This window comes from Afifella pfennigii DSM 17143 (assembly GCF_000688515.1).
Lineage (GTDB): Bacteria > Pseudomonadota > Alphaproteobacteria > Rhizobiales > Afifellaceae > Afifella > Afifella pfennigii.
This window is the reverse complement of sequence record NZ_JHZK01000006.1, coordinates 46,200-66,998: the sequence shown is the minus strand read 5'-3', so window position 1 is coordinate 66,998 and position 20,799 is coordinate 46,200. Positions and strand designations below refer to the sequence as shown.

The 20,799-nt window shown below is 66.4% G+C and carries 18 protein-coding genes; 11 read left to right on the top strand and 7 right to left on the bottom strand.

Going from position 1 to position 20,799, the window contains the following annotated elements; translation table 11 throughout:
* Positions 1-2: 2 nt before the first annotated feature.
* The 5 genes from argC to chlG are packed head-to-tail and all read right to left on the bottom strand — an operon-like array spanning position 3 to position 4,906.
* Positions 3-1,055 (bottom strand): N-acetyl-gamma-glutamyl-phosphate reductase, encoded by a 1,053-nt coding sequence (gene argC, locus Q331_RS0106900; protein WP_026380075.1) that lies wholly within the window; start codon positions 1,053-1,055, stop codon positions 3-5.
* 49 nt (positions 1,056-1,104) lie between these two features.
* On the bottom strand, positions 1,105-1,383 hold the full coding sequence (locus tag Q331_RS0106895) for a hypothetical protein (protein ID WP_026380074.1): 279 nt from the start codon (positions 1,381-1,383) through the stop codon (positions 1,105-1,107).
* Between the two features lie 28 nt (positions 1,384-1,411).
* On the bottom strand, positions 1,412-2,623 hold the full coding sequence (locus Q331_RS0106890) for a geranylgeranyl diphosphate reductase (RefSeq protein ID WP_034491339.1): 1,212 nt from the start codon (positions 2,621-2,623) through the stop codon (positions 1,412-1,414).
* Between the two features lie 5 nt (positions 2,624-2,628).
* A complete protein-coding gene (locus Q331_RS20420) occupies positions 2,629-3,996 on the bottom strand; it encodes a BCD family MFS transporter (RefSeq protein ID WP_034491336.1) in 1,368 nt (455 codons plus the stop codon).
* A 1-nt stretch (position 3,997) separates the two neighbouring features.
* A complete protein-coding gene (gene chlG / locus Q331_RS0106880) occupies positions 3,998-4,906 on the bottom strand; it encodes a chlorophyll synthase ChlG (protein WP_084174850.1) in 909 nt (302 codons plus the stop codon).
* Between the two features lie 163 nt (positions 4,907-5,069).
* Between chlG and Q331_RS20415 the strand changes: the two genes are divergently transcribed.
* On the top strand, positions 5,070-6,077 hold the full coding sequence (locus Q331_RS20415) for an alpha/beta fold hydrolase (RefSeq protein WP_084174848.1): 1,008 nt from the start codon (positions 5,070-5,072) through the stop codon (positions 6,075-6,077).
* Between the two features lie 6 nt (positions 6,078-6,083).
* On the opposite strand, the gene ppsR is transcribed toward Q331_RS20415, so the two are convergent.
* Positions 6,084-7,538, bottom strand: coding sequence for a transcriptional regulator PpsR (gene ppsR, locus Q331_RS0106870; RefSeq protein ID WP_026380071.1), 1,455 nt, complete (start codon positions 7,536-7,538; stop codon positions 6,084-6,086).
* Positions 7,539-7,566: 28 nt separating this feature from the next.
* On the bottom strand, positions 7,567-8,466 hold the full coding sequence (locus Q331_RS20410; protein ID WP_084174846.1) for a cobalamin B12-binding domain-containing protein: 900 nt from the start codon (positions 8,464-8,466) through the stop codon (positions 7,567-7,569).
* Between the two features lie 265 nt (positions 8,467-8,731).
* Between Q331_RS20410 and bchF the strand changes: the two genes are divergently transcribed.
* From bchF to puhC, 10 genes are read left to right on the top strand one after another with little or no spacing between them, the layout of a single operon-like run.
* The gene (gene bchF, locus Q331_RS0106860) at positions 8,732-9,259 is read left to right on the top strand and encodes a 2-vinyl bacteriochlorophyllide hydratase (protein ID WP_026380070.1); all 528 of its coding nucleotides are present in this window, start codon (positions 8,732-8,734) and stop codon (positions 9,257-9,259) included.
* A complete protein-coding gene (locus Q331_RS0106855; RefSeq protein ID WP_026380069.1) occupies positions 9,256-10,542 on the top strand; it encodes a ferredoxin:protochlorophyllide reductase (ATP-dependent) subunit N in 1,287 nt (428 codons plus the stop codon). The genes bchF and Q331_RS0106855 overlap by 4 nt, the downstream gene beginning before the upstream one ends.
* A 2-nt stretch (positions 10,543-10,544) precedes the next feature.
* On the top strand, positions 10,545-12,128 hold the full coding sequence (gene bchB / locus Q331_RS0106850) for a ferredoxin:protochlorophyllide reductase (ATP-dependent) subunit B (RefSeq protein ID WP_026380068.1): 1,584 nt from the start codon (positions 10,545-10,547) through the stop codon (positions 12,126-12,128).
* Positions 12,103-15,819 (top strand): magnesium chelatase subunit H, encoded by a 3,717-nt coding sequence (locus Q331_RS0106845; protein WP_026380067.1) that lies wholly within the window; start codon positions 12,103-12,105, stop codon positions 15,817-15,819. The genes bchB and Q331_RS0106845 overlap by 26 nt, the downstream gene beginning before the upstream one ends.
* Entirely contained in the window at positions 15,816-16,718 is a 903-nt protein-coding gene (gene bchL, locus Q331_RS0106840; RefSeq protein ID WP_026380066.1) for a ferredoxin:protochlorophyllide reductase (ATP-dependent) iron-sulfur ATP-binding protein, read from the top strand. Before Q331_RS0106845 ends, bchL begins: the two co-directional genes overlap by 4 nt.
* The gene (bchM, locus tag Q331_RS0106835; RefSeq protein ID WP_026380065.1) at positions 16,718-17,419 is read left to right on the top strand and encodes a magnesium protoporphyrin IX methyltransferase; all 702 of its coding nucleotides are present in this window, start codon (positions 16,718-16,720) and stop codon (positions 17,417-17,419) included. The genes bchL and bchM overlap by 1 nt, the downstream gene beginning before the upstream one ends.
* Positions 17,416-18,849: a BCD family MFS transporter gene (locus Q331_RS0106830; protein WP_026380064.1), complete on the top strand. Its 1,434-nt coding sequence runs from the start codon at positions 17,416-17,418 to the stop codon at positions 18,847-18,849. Before bchM ends, Q331_RS0106830 begins: the two co-directional genes overlap by 4 nt.
* 22 nt (positions 18,850-18,871) lie before the next feature.
* Positions 18,872-19,633 carry a photosynthetic reaction center subunit H gene (gene puhA / locus Q331_RS0106825; protein WP_026380063.1) on the top strand — a complete coding sequence of 254 codons (762 nt, stop codon included), beginning with the start codon at positions 18,872-18,874 and terminating at the stop codon, positions 19,631-19,633.
* Positions 19,630-20,304, top strand: a complete 675-nt coding sequence (gene puhB, locus Q331_RS20405; protein ID WP_051630757.1) for a photosynthetic complex putative assembly protein PuhB — start codon at positions 19,630-19,632, stop codon at positions 20,302-20,304. The genes puhA and puhB overlap by 4 nt, the downstream gene beginning before the upstream one ends.
* Positions 20,305-20,317: 13 nt before the next feature.
* Positions 20,318-20,776, top strand: a complete 459-nt coding sequence (gene puhC / locus Q331_RS0106815) for a photosynthetic complex assembly protein PuhC (protein ID WP_051630755.1) — start codon at positions 20,318-20,320, stop codon at positions 20,774-20,776.
* The last annotated feature ends 23 nt before the right edge of the window (positions 20,777-20,799 follow it).

The window sequence follows — 20,799 nt, the reverse complement described above, 5'->3', positions numbered from 1 at the left end:
GGCTAGGGGAACAGGGGAAGCTGCAAGAGCCCCTCGCTCTCCTCCAGGGCGAAAGCGACGTTCATGTTCTGCAGCGCCTGGCCGGCGGAGCCCTTCACCAGGTTGTCGATGACGGCGACGACGATGGCCCGCCCGGCGATGCGGTCGGCGAAGACGCCGACCTGCGCGTAGTTGGAGCCGCGCACATTCTGCGTCTGCGGGACGACGCCTTCCGGCGCCACCTTGACGAAGGGCTCGCCGGCGTAATCCTCAGCGAGGCGCTGGCGCAGATCCTCCGCGCTCGCCCCGCCAGCAAGGCGCAGATAGCAGGTGACGAGCTCGCCCCGGCTCATCGGGATGAGGTGCGGGGTGAAATTGACGGTGAGGTTTTGTCCGGCGGCGCGGCCAAGCTCCTGCTCGATTTCCGGCGCGTGCCGGTGCCTGGCGACCGAATAGGGCGACAGCCCCTCCCCGGCTTCGGCAAAGAGCGTGTTCTGCTTCAGGCCCCTGCCCGCTCCGGTCACGCCCGATTTGGCATCGATGAGGATATCCTCGGCCACGACGAGACCGGCGCGCACCAGCGGCAAGAGCGCCAGCAGCGCCGCCGTCGGATAGCAGCCCGGACAGGCGATCAGCCGCGCATCGCGGATCTCCGCACGGTAATGCTCCGTAAGGCCGTAGACGGCCTCTTCCTGCAGCGCCGGCGCGCGGTGCTCGTGACCGTACCATTCGGCGTAGGTCGCGCGCTCGCGCAGGCGGAAATCGGCCGACATGTCGATGATGCGCGCTTCGGGATTCGCCTCCAGTACGGCGGCGGTGATCTCCTGCGTGGTGCCGTGCGGCAGGCCGCAGAAGACGGCGTCGAGCTTTGTCCAGTCGACCTCTTCCCAGGGCGTGAGGCGCGGCAGATCGAGAAGGGCAAGATGCGGAAAGACCTCGCCCATCGCTTTGCCGGCATGGGTGTTGGCGGTGAGCGCGGCGATGTCGACCTTCGGATGCCGGGCGGCGAGCCGGACGAGATCGGCGCCGGTGTAGCCGGAGGCGCCGAGGACGCCGATACGGATTTTCTCTGACACTTTGGGGACCTTTCTGGTCCCGCGCTTTAGCGGCGAGGAGCGCCCGCCGTCAACTTGGCGGCGCCCCCTGCCAGCGGCGCAGCATGTCGGCGACATGGGCGATGCCGGCGAGCGCCAGGAACAGCGCCACCGCCTGCCAGCCGGCGTCGGTCAGCGAAGCGCGCAGAGCCAGAAGCAGGAAGAGCCCCGCGGCAAGGTTGAAGAGAAGGTCGAGCGGGGCGAGCCCCTGTCCGGTGCGCCGCCGCCACAGGAAGATGGCGATGCCCTCCACCAGCATCAGCGCCGCGATGGCGTCGACGACGAGACCGCTGGCAAAGAACTCACTCATCAAATCGGCCCTCGGCGCGCCGCCCTTGCTACGACCTGGAGGCGTGCCCCGGCGAGATGAGGCCGAGAAGATGCGCCACGTCCTTGAAGAAGATGCGCATATGGGCGCCCGGCCGCGCCTTGACGAGGCGCTTGTTCATATAGGCCTCCCAGGTGAGGCGCTGGACGTCGGGGTCGGCGCACATCGACACGAAGCGCTCGCGACGCTTGTCGCTGGAATACCAGAAATGCTGCATCATCCCGAGGATCCAGAAGACGCGGCCATGCTCCTTCATGAAGCGCTTGCGCGCCATGGCGAGCTCGCGCGCATCGCCCGTCTGCAGGAAGACCTCCACCGCCTCGCCGGCAAGACGGCCGCAGACCATGGCATAATAGATACCCTCGCCGGAGGCCGGCGCGACGACGCCCGCCGCGTCGCCGGCCAGAACGACGTCGCGGTCGTTGTCCCACTTCTTGCGCGGCTTCAAGGGGATCGGCGCGCCCTCCTTGCGGATCGTCTCCGATAGATCGAGGCCGGAGATCTGGCGCAGATCGCCGACGGCGTCTTTCAGCGAGAAGCCCTTATGGGCCGAGCCGGTGCCGACGCTGGTGGTCTCGCCATGCGGGAAGATCCAGGAATAGAAGTCCGGCGACATCTTGCCGTTGTAATAGACGTCGCAGCGCTCGGCGTCGAAATGCGCCGCCCCGTTGTCCGGCGAGCGGACGATCTCGTGATAGGCGAAGACATAGGGCACCTTGCCCGATTTCGGCACCGCCTCGCGGGCGACGTTGGAATTGGCGCCGTCGGCGCCGATGACGGCCCGCGCGCGCACCGTTTCCAGCGCATCGCGATCGGCGCCCTTGGGGCGATAATGAATGAGGGCGGTGCCGTCCGTGTCGCGGCTGAAATGCTCGAAAGTGCCGGCGCGGCGCTCGGCGCCGGCCTCGGCGGCCCGCTGGCGCAGCCATTCGTCAAAATGCTCGCGGTCGACCATGCCGACATAGCCGTTCTCGATCGGCATATCGATGCGCCGATCGGTGGGCGAGACGATCTGCGCGGAGGTGACCTCGGCCACCAGCATGGAGCGCGGCACGTCGAAATCGCGCAACAGCCTCGGCGGCACGGCGCCGCCGCAAGGCTTGATGCGCCCCTCACGGTCCAGAAGCAGAACGGAGACGCCCTTGGCGGCGAGATCCATCGCCGCGGTGGCGCCGGCCGGCCCGCCGCCGACCACGACTACATCGTAGGTTTGATTGGACATGGCACTCACTGCCCCCTTAATCCGACGAGCGTTTCCTTGCCGACGGCCGTCAGATCGACCGGTGCGGAGGTCACCTTGCCTCCCCGATCGACCCGGAAGGCCAGCCAGGCCGAGACGATGAAGACGAGCCCCTCGACCGCGAAGACCAGCGTATAGGCCGGCACCGGCGAGGCGAAGATCGCCCTCGTCACATCAATCGCCACCGTGCCGAGAAAACCCCCGAGCCCGAAAGCGACACCCTGAGCGGCGCCCCAAAGGCCCATGCGCACGCCCTCGCGCCGGGCTCGTCCAGCCCCGGCAAGCCCCATCATCGAGGCGATGGCGGCGACCGCAAAGGCGCCATTGGCCGCACCCAGCGCGAAGACGGAGGTGCGGATCGGCCAATCCGGGCCGACGAAACCGCCAACGACGAGACCGAAGAGAGCCAGCGCGGAGGCAAAGCAGCCGCCGATGGTCCAGGTCTTCATGGTGCCGATACGGCGGAAGAGAAGATTGCTGCCGAGCAGCCCGACCGTGAGCATGCCGAGAAGCACGCCGGAATGCTGCACGCCGGCGAGTTTGGTCGATTCGCCAGGCGTCATGCCGAAGACGGTGCCGGCGAATGGCTCCAGCACCAAATCCTGGGCACTGTAGGCGAGCATGGAGACGAAGATGAAGATGGTGAAGCGCCGTGCCGTCGTCTCGCCCCAGACCTCGCCAAGCGCCTGGCGGAAGGTTGGCTTGGCCTCGCCGCCATCGCGCCCGGCCGGATGCGGGTCGTCCGGATGCGCCACGCCCCGCTCCACGCCGAAGACGGCAATGACGGTCAGGATAAAGGCGCTGAGCGCGACGGCGCCCGTCACCGCCACGAGACGTGACGGAGAGAAGGGATCGAGAAAATGCCCGGCGGAGGTAGCGGTGATGACGAAGCCGACGATCATCATGCCCCAGACCAGCGTGGCGGCGGCGGCGCGCCGGCCGGGATCGACCTTGGCGGCCAAAAGCGCCAGGAGCGAGGTGCCGGAAGCGCCGACACCGATGCCGATGGCGAAAAAGGCAAAGACCGCCAGGGCGATGCCGGCGGCGGTGTCGCTCGCCATCCAGGCGGTGGCGAGAGCGGCGAGGAAGCCGCCGGCGCACAGAACGGCCATACCGCCGATAATCCAGGGCGTGCGCCGTGCCGTCATGTCGGAGCCGTAGCCCCAGCGCGGACGCAGCATCTGCACGGCGTAGTGAACGCCGACGAGAGCGCCCGGCAAGGTGGCCGGCAGGGCCAGCTCCACCACCATGACGCGGTTAAGCGTGGAGGTAGTCAGAACGACGATGGCGCCGAGGCAGGCCTGGACGAGGCCGAGCCGGACGATGGAAACCCAGCCAAGGCCCGCCCCACGCATGTCAGCCCCCAATCGCGCGCAGCGCGAAGGCCGAAGCCAGCATGCCGAAGACGTATAGCGTCGTGCCGGTGGCGTTGTACCAGGCGGCCCGCTCGCGCGGCGCCTGCAGGAGCCGCAGCATCAGGAAGAACTGAACGAGGAGGAAGGCGCCAACGATGCCGGCATGGATCGGGGCGCCCCAGAGGAGAAGCAGGCCAATCACCACGACCTGCGGCACCGCCATCACCCAGCAGGCGAAGCGCGCCGCCCGATCCACGCCGAGCTGGGCCGGCAGGGAACGGATGCCCATGCGAAGATCGCCTTCCACCGCCTTGAAATCGTTGAGCGTCATGATGCCATGGGCGCCTACCGAATAGAGCGCGGCGAGGACGACGATGCGCCAATCCGGGAAGGCGCCGACCATGACGGCGGCGCCGGTGAACCAGGGAAGGCCCTCGTAGCAGGCGGCGACGGCGGTGTTGCCCCACCAGCCGTTCTTCTTCAGCCGCACGGGCGGCATGGAATAGAGCCAGGCCAGAACGAGGCCGATCACCGCCGCGGTGAAGACCCAGGGGCCGAGCAGCGCGGCCAGGGCAAGCGACAGCCCCGTCCAGAAGAGCGCGATGTAAAGGCCCCAGCGGCCGGGAATGCGGCCGGAAGGAATCGGCCTGTCCGGCTCGTTGATGGCGTCGACATGGCGGTCGTACCAGTCATTGGCGGCCTGGCTGGTCGCGGTCACCATCGGGCCGGCGAGAACGATGCCGGCGAGCATGACCGGCCAGCGCTCCGAGATCGGAACGCCGGACGACACGACGCCGCAACCGAAAGCCCACATGGGTGCGAACCATGTGATGGGCTTCAGCAATTCCAGGACTGCCGACGGCGCCGGCCGGCTTGCGGATGAGGTCGCCATCGAGGCCGAGCGAGACATGAAGTGGACGATATGAGTGTCACCGCGAAGCGTCAACTCAACTTTACAGTCGTTACAGTCGCAGGCTACGGAGCGGCGCCAGCGGCCGCCGGAACCGCCAGCCATTGCCTCACGTTTGTCGAGAACCGATATGCAAGAAGACCCACAGGAAAGGGCCCGAACGATGAACGCCACGCAAAGACAGGCGAGCGAGCCACACCCGGGCGGCAAGGGCTCGCTGGAACCTCGTGCCTCCGTCGGCCAGCCGGGCCGGCCAGTCGAGGGCCTGCCCGATTCGCTGCCCGCGGAGCGTTTTGAGACGCAGGGACGCTCCGGCCGCCTCTCCTACTATGTCGCCGGCAGCGGCAGCCCGCTGCTGCTCATCCATTCCATCAACGCGGCCGGCTCAGCCTACGAGGTGCGACCGGTCTTCCAGCATCTGCGCGACAGCCACCGCGTCTATGCGGTCGACCTGCCGGGCTTCGGCTTCTCCGAGCGCTCCGAGCGCGATTACAACATCCGCCTTTACGTCGATGCGGTGCACGACATGCTGGACGTCATCGCCGCCGACCCGCAGGCGCGGGGCACGGCGCCAATCGACGCGCTAGCCGTGTCGCTGAGCTCGGAGTTCCTCGCGCGCGCCGCCAGCGAACGGCCGGAGCGCCTGCGCAGCCTCGCCTTCGTCACCCCGACCGGCTTTGAGAGCGGCGCCAGCAAACGGCGCGGGCCGCCGGAGGCCAGCCGCCAGGTACCATTCCTTTATGGCGCCCTCACCTTCCCGCTATGGAGCGAGGGGCTCTACAACCTCCTCACCAGCCGGCGCTCGATCCGCTACTTCCTGCAGAAGACCTTCGGCGACAAGGAGATCGACGAGGAGCTGCTGGAATACGACTACATCACCACGCATCAACCGGGCGCGCGCCACGCGCCCTATGCCTTCGTTTCGGGCCGCCTGTTCAGCCAAGATATTCGCAACGTCTACGAATCGCTTGAGATGCCGGTGTTTCTGGCGCACGGCACGAGAGGGGATTTCGGCGATTTCAGCGAGGCGGACTGGGCCCGCGCCAAGGACAACTGGACGGTGAAGCCGTTCAAGACCGGCGCGCTCATCTATTTCCAGGCGCCGGCCGCCTTCCTGGCCGCCTACGAGGCGTTCCTCAACGAAAGCGCGGCGCCGGCGGAAGCTGCGTAGAAGGCTCTAATGGCCACTTGAATCGTCGTCCGGCGCGACATCGACCAGACCGTAGCGGCGGAGCTTGGAATATAGGCTCTGGCGCGACAGGCCGAGGATTTCGGCGGCCGAGGCGCGGTTGTCGCCGGTCAGCTCCAGCGCCGCCTCGATGCACAGCCGCTCGATCACATCGGTCGTCTCGCGCACCAGTTCCTTCAGCGGCACGCGCCCGACGAGTTCCGTCAGCTGATCGACGGAACGCGGCATCTCCGGGGCGAACGGCCGCGTCTTGGTGATGCGCGCGCCGACATCGCGAAGAACGAAGCCGAAGCAGGGTTGCTCGCCTTCCAGGACGGAAACGGCTGCCACCTCCACCTCCGCCTGCGAGCCGTACTCGCCGCGCAGGATCGTGCGGAAATGGCGTACCGAGCCGTGCTCGCGCAGATTGGCGATGAGAACATCAAGCTCGATGCCGTGGCGGCCAAGCCAACGCTCCAGCCGCTCGCCGCGCACCTGCTCCTCGCTCGCCATCTGAGCAAGGTCGAGAAAGGCGATATTGGCCGCAAGAACACGCCGGTCGGGATCGGTGACGAGAAAGGCGTCGGGGAGGTTTTCCACCACCTGAATGAGCGCCGATGCGACGCTCGGCTCGCTTTCCGCCGCCGCGCCGGCGGTGAGCGGCGACAGACGGATGAGGAAATGCGAGGCCTGCTCCTGACGGAACAGGGAAGCCGAGGCAATGAATTCGCGTTCATCCTGCGGCAGGCGCAGGCTCACATCCTCCGCGTGGCCGGCGGCGCGCACCATGGCAAGAAGGGCCTGCAGCGCGCGCTCGGCGTCCTCGGCGAAGAGGCCGCGCAAACCGCGCCCGACGAGGCGCTCCACGGGCTGGCCGATCAGATGGCTCGCCGCCGGATTGGCCTCCACCACCTTCTGCGTCGTCGCATCGACGATGAGGACAGCCTCCGAGGCGATCTGGAAAAGCAGGCGGTAGCGCGTCTCCGCCTGGCGCAGGCGCGCATATTCGCGTTCCACCGCGATCTGCGCCTCGACCAGACGCTGCTGCAGGCTGGCGACGGGCCGCAAGTCGCGACCGATGGCGATGACGCGGCCGCCTTCTGCAAGCTGAATGGCCGAATAGCGTACCGGCAGGTCGAGACCGCGGCTGGAGGGATGGTTGACCTGACGCCAACGCGGATTGGCCTTGCTCGCCGCCGCCTCCAGCATCTCCTCGACCTTCGGACGGCTTTCCACCGTCACGGTCTCCACCCAGGGGCGGCCGAGCCAGTTGCCGAGCCCCTCCCTGGAGAGGTCCTGGTCGGCATAGGCGAGATCTTCGATGACGCCGTCCTTGTCGAGAACCAGCGCAATATCGGCCGCCGTGGAGATCAACCTGGCGGCAATCTCGGCATCGACATCGCTGAGCGTCTCGTTGGGAAATTTGAAACTTCCGGGGCCGGCTGGCGAGATGACGCTTACCATAACCCCTCCAGGCCCCGGAGGGGCGGCATCACCAGCGCATCGAAACCGCGCCCAGCATGCGTTCTGCGTGAAGAACCGCCTGACGCGCATCGGATGCGGCCACATCCGCGCCAACGAGCGCCACCAGCTCCGGGCGGTCGAAGAAAAGCTGCCCGCCGACCATGATGCCGATCGACTGGTTCCGCGACTTCTGCCGTACCGCCTCGATGGTGACGGCAAGCTCGTTCAGCCAACGCTCCCCCGACAGGGAGAAGCCGACGATGGAGAACCATTCGGTGCGCACCGTGTCGGCGATCTCCTGCGAGGACAGGTCCAGCGCCGACATGACCTGCCAGCCGGAACGACGGAAGAACTCCTCGGTGATGAACAGACCGAACGTATGCTGTTCGCCCGGGGCCGGCACGAGCAGCGCCCGCCGCCCGCTGGTGCAATCGGAAAACGCGCTCTGAAAGGCTGGGCCGAATTCGCGCAGCAATTGCTGCAGGCGGGAAAGTCCAATGGTCACATCGGTAAAGTCGCACTCGTCCGCCTTCCAGAGGTCTCCAAGCAGCCGTGCCGTCGGCGCCATCAAATCGATGAAAATCGTCTCTAAGGTGATACCACGGGCGCGCATCATATCGATATGCGCGCGCACTAGCGAGAAATCCGGTCCGATAACGAGACGCGCAAAGTCCGCGATTTCGTGGCTGCCCAGTCGCCCCTGATGCGGGTCGGCCTTGCGACCTTCCACTGCACTGGCGCCGTGCGCCAGAAGCAGGCGAGGAATAATCTCTCCCTCGATGGTCGTCACCAGGCTGCCGAGCCATGCCTCGCTCCCGGAAACCGAATGTGCTTTTTCCGCGTCACTGCGCGGATCGTGCGGCTCGTTCCAGCGCTGCTCCCTGTTCCACCGCCGACGCCCTTCCGCGGTTTGTCTCAGGTCAGCCATCTACTCGCCCTCCCCCTCGTTCGCACCCGACCGGGCAAGATACAAAAGCCTCCCGGATCGACGAGGTGCGCCCACTTTGAAGGAGCGCCGACGCCGGATGCAGGCGAGCACTATAATCACTTTCCTGCACCCAGCGATAGGGAGGGTGAGCTTAGAACCGCCTCTTCGATGTTGTAAAGTTAGATTTACGTCTAGTGTTGTTGACAGTGACGGAGGGGCGGTCCTAGAGTCCGGTTTGCGATATGCCGCTCAGGAGGCAGCCGCGGTGCCAAGCCACGGAAAAAAAACGATTTCTCTCTATACCGAGGAAGAACGCAAGCGGCGCGATGAGTCCCCCTGGACCATCGTTCAGGGCGTGCTCGCGCCTGTGCAGTTCATCGTCTTCCTGGTCTCCACCTGGCTCGTGATCCGCTACCTCGCCACGGGCGAGGGCTATTTTGTCGCAACGGTCTCGATCGTGGTGAAGACCCTCATCCTCTACACGATCATGATCACCGGCTCGATCTGGGAGAAGGTGGTCTTCGGGCGCTACCTCTTCGCCCCCGCCTTCTTCTGGGAGGACGTGTTCTCCATGCTCGTCCTCGCTCTGCACACGGCCTATCTGGTGGCGCTGTTCACCGGCGCGCTCGGCGCGAGCGGGCTGATGATTCTCGCCCTCGCCGCCTATCTCGCCTATGTCGTCAACGCCGCGCAGTTCGTCTTGAAGCTGCGCGCGGCGCGCCTGCAGGAGCAGGCCAATCGCGCGAAATCCCAGGCAGGCGGCAAGACGGGCGATATGGAGTTCGCCCAATGAGCGCGCTCGCCAATTCCGCCGCCCCCCCGCAGCCCGGCTGCACCGACGCTCCGGTCCTGCGCGAGCGCGGTCAGCGCGAAGTTTTCTGCGGGCTGACCGGCATCATCTGGCTGCATCGCAAGATCCAGGACGCCTTCTTCCTCATCGTCGGCTCGCGGACCTGCGCCCATCTCATGCAATCGGCCGCCGGCGTGATGATCTTCGCCGAGCCGCGCTTTGCCACCGCCATCATCGAGGAGCGCGATCTCGCCGGCATGGCCGACGCCAACGAGGAGCTCGACCGCGTCGTCACCCAGCTTCTGGAGCGGCGTCCCGATATCCGGCTTCTCTTCCTGGTCGGCTCGTGCCCCTCGGAGGTCATCAAGCTCGATTTGTCGCGCGCCGCACAGCGCCTCAACACCAGCTTCGCGCCGCGCACGCGCATCCTCAACTATTCCGGCTCCGGCATCGAGACGACCTTCACCCAGGGCGAGGATGCGTGCCTTGCCGCGGTGGTGCCTGAGCTTGCCCAGGCGCCGACCGATGCGGCGCCCTCCCTGCTCGTCGTCGGCGCCCTGGCGGACATCGTAGAAGACCAGTTCCGCCGCCTCTTCGCCGACCTCGGTATTCCCGTCGATTTCCTGCCGCCGCGCTCCTCGCAGGAGCTGCCGGCCGTCGGGCCCAATACCCGTTACCTTCTCGCCCAGCCCTTCCTCGGCGACACTTCCAAGGCGCTGGAGCGACGCGGGGCCGAGCGGCTCACCGCCCCCTTCCCCTTTGGCGCGGAAGGCACCACGGAGTGGCTGCGCGCCGCCGCGGAGGCTTTCTCGGTCGATACGCAGCGCTTTGAGACGGTCACTGCCATGGGGCGCGAGCGGGCCAAGCGGGCGCTCGCCCGCTACCAGGAAGAGCTTGCCGGCAAATCCATCTTCTTCTTTCCCGATTCGCAGCTTGAGGTGCCGCTCGCCCGCTTCCTGTCGCGCGAGCTCTCCATGAAGCTGACGGAGGTCGGCACGCCCTATCTGCACCGCCAGAACCTCGCCGCCGAACTCGCTCTCCTGCCTGAGGGCACGACGCTGTCGGAAGGTCAGGACGTGGACAAGCAGCTCGATCGCGCCCGCGCCGCGCGGCCGGACCTCACCGTCTGCGGCCTCGGCCTGGCCAATCCGCTGGAGGCGGAGGGGCTGAGGACGAAATGGGCGATCGAGCTCGTCTTCACGCCCATCCACGGCTACGAGCAGGCCGGCGACCTCGCCGAGCTCTTCTGCCGCCCGCTTATGCGGGCCGAAAGGCTGGAGGTGTAGCCATGCAGCTCACCGTCTGGACCTACGAAGGCCCGCCGCATGTCGGCGCCATGCGCATCGCCACGGCCATGGAGGGCGTCCATTACGTCCTGCACGCGCCGCAGGGCGACACCTATGCCGACCTGCTCTTCACCATGATCGAGCGGCGCGACAAGCGCCCGCCGGTCACCTACACGACCTTCGAGGCACGCGATCTGGGTGCCGACACGGCCGAGATCTTCAAGACCGCCGCGCGCGAGGCCTATGAGCGCTTCAAGCCGGAGGCGATGCTGGTCGGCGCTTCCTGCACGGCCGAGCTCATCCAGGACGATCCGGGCGGGCTCGCCAAGGCGCTCGACCTGCCGCTGCCGGTGGTGCCGCTGGAGCTGCCCTCCTATCAGCGCAAGGAGAATTGGGGCGCCTCGGAGACCTTCTACCATATGGTGCGCGCGCTCGCCTCGCCGCATGCGCCGCCGCCGGGCAGCGAGCGCCCGGCGCGCGATCCGGCAAGGCGCCCGCGCTGCAACCTCCTCGGCCCGACGGCGCTCGGCTTCCGCCACCGCGACGATGTCGCCGAAGTGACCCGGCTTCTGGACCGGCTCGGCGTCGATGTCGCCGTCACCGCGCCCCTCGGCGCCCGCCCGGCCGATCTCGCCCGTCTCGGCGAGGCCGATTTCAACGTCGTGCTCTATCCGGAGATCGCCGCCACGGCGGCGCGCTGGCTGGAGCGAACCTTCCGTCAGAAGGCGACGAAGACGGTGCCGATCGGCGTCGGCGCCACCATCGATTTCGTCAACGAAGTCGCCGAGCTCGCCGGCGTCGATCCGACCCCGGTGCTCGCCGGCGCCCATTCGCGCCTGCCCTGGTATTCGCGCTCCGTCGATTCGACCTATCTGACCGGCAAGCGCGTCTTCATCTTCGGCGACGCCACCCACGCCATGGCGGCCGCGCGCATCGCCGATAAGGAGCTCGGCTACAAGGTCGTCGGGCTTGGCACCTATAGCCGCGAATTCGCCCGCGAGCTTCGCACCGCCGCCGAGGCATACGGCGTTGAGGCGCTGATCACCGACGATTATCTGGAGGTGGAGGCCAAGGTCGCCGAGCTGCAGCCGGAGCTCGTTCTCGGCACGCAGATGGAGCGCCATATCGCCAAGCGGCTGCGCATCCCCTGCGCCGTCATCTCCGCGCCGGTGCATGTGCAGGACTTCCCGGCCCGCTACTCGCCGCAGATGGGCTTTGAGGGCGCCAACGTCATCTTCGACACGTTCGTGCACCCGCTGATGATGGGGCTGGAAGAGCATCTCATCGGCATGTTCCGCGGCGACTTTGAGTTCCACGACGAGGCGCAACCCTCGCATCTAGGACATGGCGCCGCACCGTCCCCCAGCCCGACTCAGATCAAGGACGCGGAGCCGGAGAAGGCTCAGCTTGCCCTGGTGAGCAAGGAAATCGCCTGGGCGGCGGAAGCCGAACAGGAGCTGAAGAAGATACCTTTCTTCGTGCGGGGGAAAGCTCGGCGCAACACCGAGCGTTTTGCGGAGGAACGCGGGCTTTCCACGATCACGGTTGAGACATTGTACGATGCCAAAGCCCATTTCGGCCGATAGCACGACGCCGATCCGCGTCGTGATCGTGACGCTCGACAGCCATCTGGCGAGCGCCGTGGAACGCGCCCAGCCGGTGCTGGAGCGCGAAATGCCCGGCCTTATCCTCAACCTGCATGCGGCGACGGAATGGGGCGACGACGCCACCGCGCTCGGCCGCTGCCAGGCCGACATCGCCGAGGCCGATATCGTCCTCGCCAACATGCTGTTCATGGAGGACCATATCCAGGCGGTGCTGCCGGCGCTGCAGGCCAAGCGCGAGACCTGCGACGCCATGGTCGGCTTCATGTCGGCCGGCGAGGTCATCCGCCTCACCCGCCTCGGGCGCTTTGCCATGGATGGGCCGCAGCGCGGCATCATGGCGCTTCTGAAGCGCCTGCGCGGGGCGGAGAAGAAGACCGACACCAAGTCGATGAGCTCCGGCGCCAAGCAGATGGCGATGCTGCGGCGCCTGCCGCAGCTGTTGCGCTTCGTGCCCGGCACGGCGCAGGATCTGAGGGCCTATTTCCTGACCATGCAGTACTGGCTGGCGGGCTCGGAAGACAATATCGTCAATATGGTCCGCCTGTTGGTGGAGCGCTACGCCGACGGGCCGCGCCGGCATTTGCGCGCCAGCGTCAAGGCCAGAGCGCCGATCGTCTATCCCGATGTCGGGCTCTACCATCCGCGCCTCAAGGGCCGGGTCACGGACCGGCTCGACGCCCTGCCCTGCCCGGTGAAGAAGCGGCGCGGGCGCGTCGGGCTCCTGGTCATGCGCTCCTACGTTTTGGCGGGCAACACCGCCCATTACGACGCGGTGATAGCCGCGCTGGAAGCGCGCGGGCTGCAAGTCCTGCCGGCCTTCTCCAGTGGCCTCGATAGCCGCCCGGCGGTGGAGGCCTTCTTCCTGGCGAACGGGCGGGCGACCGTCGATGCCGTCGTCTCGCTGACCGGCTTTTCGCTGGTCGGCGGGCCGGCCTACAACGATGCGCGGGCCGCCGAGGAGATGCTGGCGCAGCTCAACGTGCCCTATCTGGCCGCGCAGGCGGTGGAGTTCCAGACGCTGGAGCAGTGGCAGGCATCGGAGCGCGGGCTTCTGCCGGTGGAGACCACCATGATGGTGGCGATCCCCGAACTCGACGGCGCCACCGGGCCGATCCTTTTCGGCGGGCGCTCGCAGGAAGCCGAGCAAAGCCGCGACATGCAGGCCTATCCGGAGCGCGCGGAAATGCTGGCGGCGCGCGTCGACAAGCTGGTCTCGCTGCGCCAGAGGGAGCGGGCGGAGCGCAAGCTCGCCATCGTTCTTTTCAATTTCCCACCCAATTCCGGCGGCGTGGGCACGGCGGCCTATCTCTCCGTCTACCAATCGCTGTTCAACACGCTGAAGGCGCTGAAGGCCGCCGGCTATGCGGTGGAGGTGCCGGAGAGTGTCGATGCGCTGCGCGAGAAGATACTCGGCGGCAATTCGGCCCGCTACGGCACCGACGCCAACGTCCATCACCGCATCGCCGCCGACGAGCACGTCAAGCGCGAGACGTGGCTCAAAGAGATCGAGGCGCAATGGGGCCCGGCCCCCGGCCGCCAGCAGAGCGACGGGGCTTCCATCTTCGTGCTCGGGGAAAGCTTCGGCAACGTCTTCGTCGGCATCCAGCCCGCCTTCGGCTACGAAGGCGACCCGATGCGGCTGTTGTTTGAGAAGAGCTTTGCGCCGACGCATGCCTTCTCCGCCTTCTATCGCTACCTGAAGGAAGATTACGGCGCCGATGCCGTCCTGCATTTCGGCATGCACGGGGCGCTGGAATTCATGCCCGGCAAGCAGACGGCGCTGTCGGATGCGTGCTGGCCGGACCGGCTCATCGGCGATTTGCCGAACTTCTATCTTTACGCCGCCAACAACCCCTCGGAGGGCAGCCTGGCCAAGCGGCGCTCGGCGGCGACCCTCATCTCCTATCTGACGCCGCCGGTGGCGCGCGCCGGGCTCTATCGCGGGCTTATAGACCTCAAAGCCTCGCTCGACCGCTGGCGCCAGCTGCCGCCAGACGAGACCTCAGAGCGCGAGCAGCTCGCCCCGCTCATCCAGGCACAGGCGGCCGAGCTCGACCTCGCCCCGGCCGAGCCGGCCTGGGAGAACCCGGACGCTGAGACCGCCAAGCTCGGCGAGGCGATCCTCGACCTTGAATACACCCTCATCCCGCATGGCCTGCACGTCGTCGGCGAGCCGCCTTGCGCGGAGGAGCGCATCGACCTTCTCCTTGCCGTCGCGGAGGCGCGCCATGGCCGCAAGCCCGCGCGGGAGGGCATTGCGGCGCTCGTGGAAGGCAAGTCGCCGCGCCAGGCGCTGGTCACGGCCGGCCTGCCGGAAGACGAAGACGGTATCGCCCTCTTCACCGAACTTGCGGAGACCGACCGACTTCTTTCTCACGATCACGAGCTTGCCTCCCTCATCGATGCGCTCGACGGTCATTTCGTGCGCCCCGCCCCCGGCGGCGACCTCCTGCGCACGCCTGCCATCCTGCCGACGGGACGCAACCTGCACGGCTTCGATCCGTTCCGCATGCCGAGCGCGTTCGCCGTCGCCGACGGGGCGCGCCAGGCGGAGCGGCTCCTGCAACGCTATCTCGACGACGGGCATGCCCTGCCGGAATCGGTGGCGCTCGTGCTTTGGGGCACCGACAACCTGAAGAGCGAAGGCGGCCCGATCGCGCAGGCGCTCGCCCTTCTCGGCGCGCGGCCGCGCTTCGACAGTTTCGGCCGGCTGTGCGGCGCCTCGCTCATCCCGCTGGAGGAGCTCGGGCGCCCGCGCATCGATGTGGTGATGACGCTTTCGGGCATCTTCCGCGACCTCCTGCCCCTGCAGACGCGGCTTCTCGCCGAGGCGGCCTTCCTTGCCGCCAGCGCGGAGGAGCCGGTGGAGGCGAATTTCGTGCGCAAGCACGCCCTCGCCTATCAGGAAGAGCATCAATGCGATCTGGAGACGGCGGCTCTGCGCGTCTTCTCCAACGCCGACGGCGCCTATGGCTCGAACGTCAACATGCTGCTCGATTCCGGCCGCTGGGAGGACGAGGACGAGCTCGCCGACGCCTATGCGCGGCGCAAATGCTTCGCCTATGGCCGCCAGGGCAAGCCGATGCAGCAGGCCGCGCTCCTGAAATCCATGCTCGGCGACGTGGAGCTCGCCTATCAGAACCTGGAATCGGTGGAGCTCGGCGTCACCACGGTCGATCATTACTTCGACACGCTCGGCGGCATTTCACGCTCGGTGCGCAAGGCCAAGGGCGGCGAGGTACCGGTCTATATCGGCGACCAGACGCGCTCCGAAGGCCAGGTGCGCTCGCTCGCCGAGCAGGTGGCGCTGGAGACGCGCACGCGCATGCTCAATCCGAAATGGTACGAGAGCATGCTGAAGCACGGCTATGAGGGCGTGCGCCAGATCGAGGCGCATGTCACCAACACGATGGGCTGGTCGGCGACGACCGGACAAGTGGCGCCGTGGGTCTACCAGCAGATTACCCAGACCTATGTGCTCGATCCGGAAATGCGGCGGCGCATGGCAGAGCTCAACCCGGTGGCCTCCGCGAAGGTCGCCCACCGGCTCCTGGAAGCGCATGAGCGCAAATACTGGGAGCCCGACGAGGCCGTGGTCGAGGCATTGCGCCAGGCCGGCGAGGAGCTGGAAGACCAGCTCGAAGGCATTCCCGTGGAGAGAGCTGCATGAACATTCCCCTGAGACCTATGCCCCCGGTCGGCAAGAACGAGGACGGCGAAGGTTCCGTGCAGGTTCGCCTCGACCCCTCGATCCAGATCGAAACGGCCAAGGTCTTCGCGGTCTACGGCAAGGGAGGCATCGGCAAGTCGACGACCTCCTCCAATCTGTCGGCGGCCTTCTCCAAGCTGGGCAAGCGGGTCTTGCAGATCGGCTGTGATCCCAAGCACGATTCCACCTTCACGCTGACCAAGCGGCTGGTGCCGACCGTGATCGACGTTCTGGAGCAGGTGAACTTCCATTCCGAGGAGCTGCGCGTCGAGGACTTCGTCTACGAGGGCTACAACGGCGTCATGTGCGTGGAGGCGGGCGGCCCGCCGGCGGGCACGGGCTGCGGCGGCTATGTCGTCGGCCAGACGGTGAAGCTCCTGAAGGAGCACCACCTTCTGGAAGACACCGATGTCGTTATCTTCGACGTTCTCGGCGATGTGGTGTGCGGCGGCTTCGCCTCGCCGCTCCAGCATGCGGAGCGGGCGGTGATCGTCACCGCCAACGATTTCGATTCCATCTTCGCCATGAACCGCATCGTCTCGGCCATCCTCGCCAAGGCGAAGAATTACGACGTGCGTCTTGGCGGGATCATCGCCAATCGCAGCGCCGCCACCGACGAAATCGACCGCTTCAACCAAGAGACCGGGCTGAAGCGCCTCGCCCATTTCCCCGACCTCGACGTCATTCGCCGCTCGCGGCTGAAGAAGTCGACGCTGTTTGAGATGGAGCCGTCGCCGGAGCTGGAAGCGGTGCAGAAGGAGTATCTGCAGCTCGCCGCGCAGCTTTGGGCCGGCACGGAGCCGCTGCAGGCCAGGCCGATGAAGGATCGCGAGATCTTCGACTTCTTGGGATTCGATTGATGCAGAACGCCTCGTATCTGGAGCGCCGCGGACAGCTTGAGACCTACTTCGACCGTACGGCGGCCGATGCCTGGTCCCGGCTGACTTCCGACGCGCCGGTCAGCCGCATCCGCGCCACGGTCCGCGCCGGCCGCGACGAGATGCGGGGCGTGCTCCTGTCCTACCTGCCGGAGGATCTGACCGGCGTCAGGCTCCTGGACGCCGGCTGCGGCACGGGCGCGCTGTCGCTGGAGGCGGCGGCGCGCGGCGCTGAGGTGGTGGCGAGCGACCTGTCGCCTTCGCTGGTGGAGCTCGCCCGCGAGCGCGCCAAGGACAAGCCGGGCGCGGAACGCATCGACTTCCGGGTCGGCGACATGCTGGATCCGGCTCTCGGCAGCTTCGACTTCGTGGTGGCGATGGATTCGCTCATCCACTACAAGCCCGCCGATCTCGCCGACATCCTCGCCAGGCTCGGCAAGCGCGCCGGCGCCGGCATCGTCTTCACCTTCGCGCCGCGCACGGCTTTGCTCGCGGCCATGCACGCGGCCGGGCGCTTCTTCCCCAAGAGCGACCGGGCGCCGTCCATCGAACCCATCAGCGAGGAAAGACTGCGCCAGCTGGTCGCTGCGACACCCTCGCTTAGCCAATGGCAGCCGGGCCGGTCCCGGCGTATCGTAAGTGGATTTTATACGTCACAGGCAATGGAGCTCGTGCCGGCATGAAGCGGTTTAACGAGGCCATGAGCAAAGCTTGGCTCCAAATGGGGCCGCAGTTTCTGCCGTTCGCGGATGCCGCGACGACCGAGCTTCCGCTCGGCCGGCTTTTGCGCCTGTCCTTGTTCCAAGTTTCCGTCGGCATGGCCGTGGCGCTGCTCAACGGCACGCTCAATCGGGTGATGATCGTCGAGTTGGGCGCGCATGCATGGCTCGTCTCGTTGATGGTCTCTCTACCGCTGGTCTTTGCGCCCTTCCGGGCGCTGATCGGCTTTCGTTCCGATACCCATCGCTCGTTGCTCGGCTGGAAGCGCGTGCCCTATATCTGGATGGGCACACTCTTGCAGTTCGGCGGGCTTGCCTTCATGCCCTTCGCGCTTTTGGTGCTTTCGGGCGACGGGCACAGCGCGGCGCTCTATGGCCAGATCGGGGCGGCGTTAGGCTTTCTGCTCATCGGGGCCGGCCTGCATACAACGCAGACCGCAGGATTGGCGCTTGCCAACGACCTGGCTCCGCCCGAAGCGCGTCCGCGGGTGGTTGCCCTCCTTTATGTCATGCTACTTCTCGGCATGGTGGTAAGCGCACTGGTCTTCGGCGCGCTGCTGGAGGATTTCGGCCCAACACGGCTTGTCCAGGTGATCCAGGGCGCGGCCTTGCTGACCTTCGTTCTTAACGTCGTGGCGTTGTGGAAACAGGAGGCGCGCGATCCCTCCAGCACCCGACCCGACCAAGAGCGGCCGCGTTTCCGCGATGCTTGGGCAAGCTTTGCGAAAGGTGGACGCGCAAGCCGGCTGCTGGTGGCGGTTGGGCTGGGCACTGCGGGCTTTTCGATGCAGGACATCCTCCTGGAGCCCTACGGAGGCGAGGTGCTGAAGCTTTCCGTCAGCGCCACGACGCAGCTGACAGCGCTTCTTGCCGGTGGTTCGCTTGTCGGTTTTGCGTACGCCGCGCGATCGCTCAGCCGCGGCGCCGATCCTTACCGGCTTGCCGCCTACGGCGCCCTTGCCGGCATCTTCGCTTTCGCTGCCGTCGTTTTTGCGGCACCGCTTGAATCTACCATGCTTTTCCGAATTGGCACGGCGATCATCGGCTTTGGCGCTGGCCTCTTCGCGGTCGGCACGCTGACGGCGGCGATGGATCTTTCCAAGGCCGGACAGAGCGGGCTTGCGCTCGGCGCCTGGGGCGCTGTGCAGGCAACCGCTGCAGGCTGCGCCATCGCGCTCGGAGGCGTTATCCGCGACGTCTTCTCCTCGCTTGCGACGCAGGGGCTGCTTGGCCCGGCCCTCACCGGTCCGGCTGCCGGATACAGCATAGTTTATCACATCGAGATCGCGCTGCTCGCCGCCACCCTCGTGGCGATAGGGCCGCTCGTCGGGTCGGGGGGGCAAACACGCTCCGATCCATCATCGTCGTTCGGTCTGGCCGAGTTTCCCGGCTAGCCGTTGCTAATGGAGGTTATCAATGCCCGCCGGAGCACTTACAGGTTATATGGATGTCGCCCAGATGACGTTATACGCCTTCTGGATTTTCTTTGCAGGTCTAATCATCTACCTGCGTCGCGAGGACAAGCGGGAAGGCTATCCGCTGATGTCTGAGCGTCCGGGCGGTGAGGCCGTCGTCGGCTTCCCGGATATGCCAGCTCCCAAGTTCTTCCGTATGCCGGATGGCAGCATGATCCAGTCCGGCCGCGGGGACACGCGCGAGCCGCGTCTTACCCCGAGCCGGCCCACCCCCGGTGCGCCATATGCACCAGTCGGCAATCCGTTGGTCGATGGCGTCGGCCCGGCTAGCTACGCCGAGCGCGCCGACGAGCCGGATCTGACTTTGGGAGGAGAGCCCCAGATCGTGCCGATGTCGAGCGTCGACAACTTCTTCCTGGACCCGCGTGATCCAGATCCGCGCGGCATGCTGGTGGAAGCGGCCGACCGTGCCATCGTCGGCACCATCGACGATGTCTGGATCGACCGTTCCGATCCGATGATCCGCTACCTGCAGGTCGATCTCAACGAAGGCGGCAGGGTTCTTGTTCCGGTCGTGCTAGCCGACATCGATTCTCGCCTACGGCGGGTCAAAGTGAAGGCGCTGATCGCTCGCCAGTTCGCCGACGTGCCGCGGACCGCCAGCTCGACGCAGATTACGATGCTTGAGGAGGATCGCATCACCGGCTACTACGGTGGCGGTTATCTTTATGCTACGCCCGCCCGGCAGGAGCCGCTGCTGTGAACGAATTTGACTCTGAACCCATCCGCGGCGTGCCTGGCAAGCTGCCGGAAGGGGAACGGGTCCTCTGGCAAGGGGAGCCGCGCCGGGGCCTTTTGGCCCGGCGCGCCTTCCATCTGCCAACGCTAACGCTTTATTTCGGCATTCTTCTCGCCCTGCGCATCGGCACAGTGCTCGGGGCGGGAGGGTCGCTCGCGGACGCGGCGATCGCCGGCAGCTGGTTGCTGACTGCAGCCGTCGTCGCGCTCGGCATTTTCTATATCTATGGCGTCTTAATCGCTCGCACTTCGGTGTACACAATAACCAATCGTCGCCTCGTTTTTCGCTCGGGACTGGCGGTGCCTCTCACCATCAACATCCCCTTCAACGAGATCGAAGCGGCGGCCGTTAAAACGTACAATGACCGCGGTGACGGCGAGATCGTCCTGACACTCCTGCCTGGACGGCACATCGGCTACTTCCCGCTGTGGCCCCATGCCAGGCCCTGGAAGATCAAGCGTCCGGAGCCGATGCTGCGGGCGATCGCAGACGCGGCACGTGTTGCAGAGATACTCTCTGAGGCGCTCGCCAAATCTGCAGCCGACAGCAAGGCGACCGAGGAAAGCTCGACCGAAACATCGAAGGGCGAAAGTTCCCAGAAATGGCAATCGCAAGCCACCGAAGCGGCGGCTTAGGAGAAAAAGTCCAGTGAGCAGGTTGACCCACCCAGCTCCGTTTCCTCGCGGCCCGCTTATCGCCGTCGGGATATTGGTCGGCGCTGCGATCCTGCTCGCTGCCGTCGGCCAATATACCGGCTTCGGTAAGACCGATCTGCCTCAGAGCACCGCCGTGGAAGAACGGCAGCTGATATTCGTCGACCAGGAGGACGGCGGCGTCGGTGTCTACGATGCCGACAGCGACGATTTGATCGCTGTCATGGAGCCTGGCACCAACGGGTTCTTGCGCGCCACGCTGCGTGGGCTCGCCCGCGAGCGCAAACTGCAAGGCCTCGGCCAGGACGCGCCCTTCCGGCTCACCCATTGGGCCGATGGACGGCTTTCTTTGGAGGATACAGCGACAGGCCGCCGCTTGGAGCTGCACGCTTTCGGACCCACCAACGCGCAGGTTTTTGCGCGGCTGCTTGGTGATGGGAGCCAGGTACAGTGATAGACCGGCTCGCGGGTCCACCC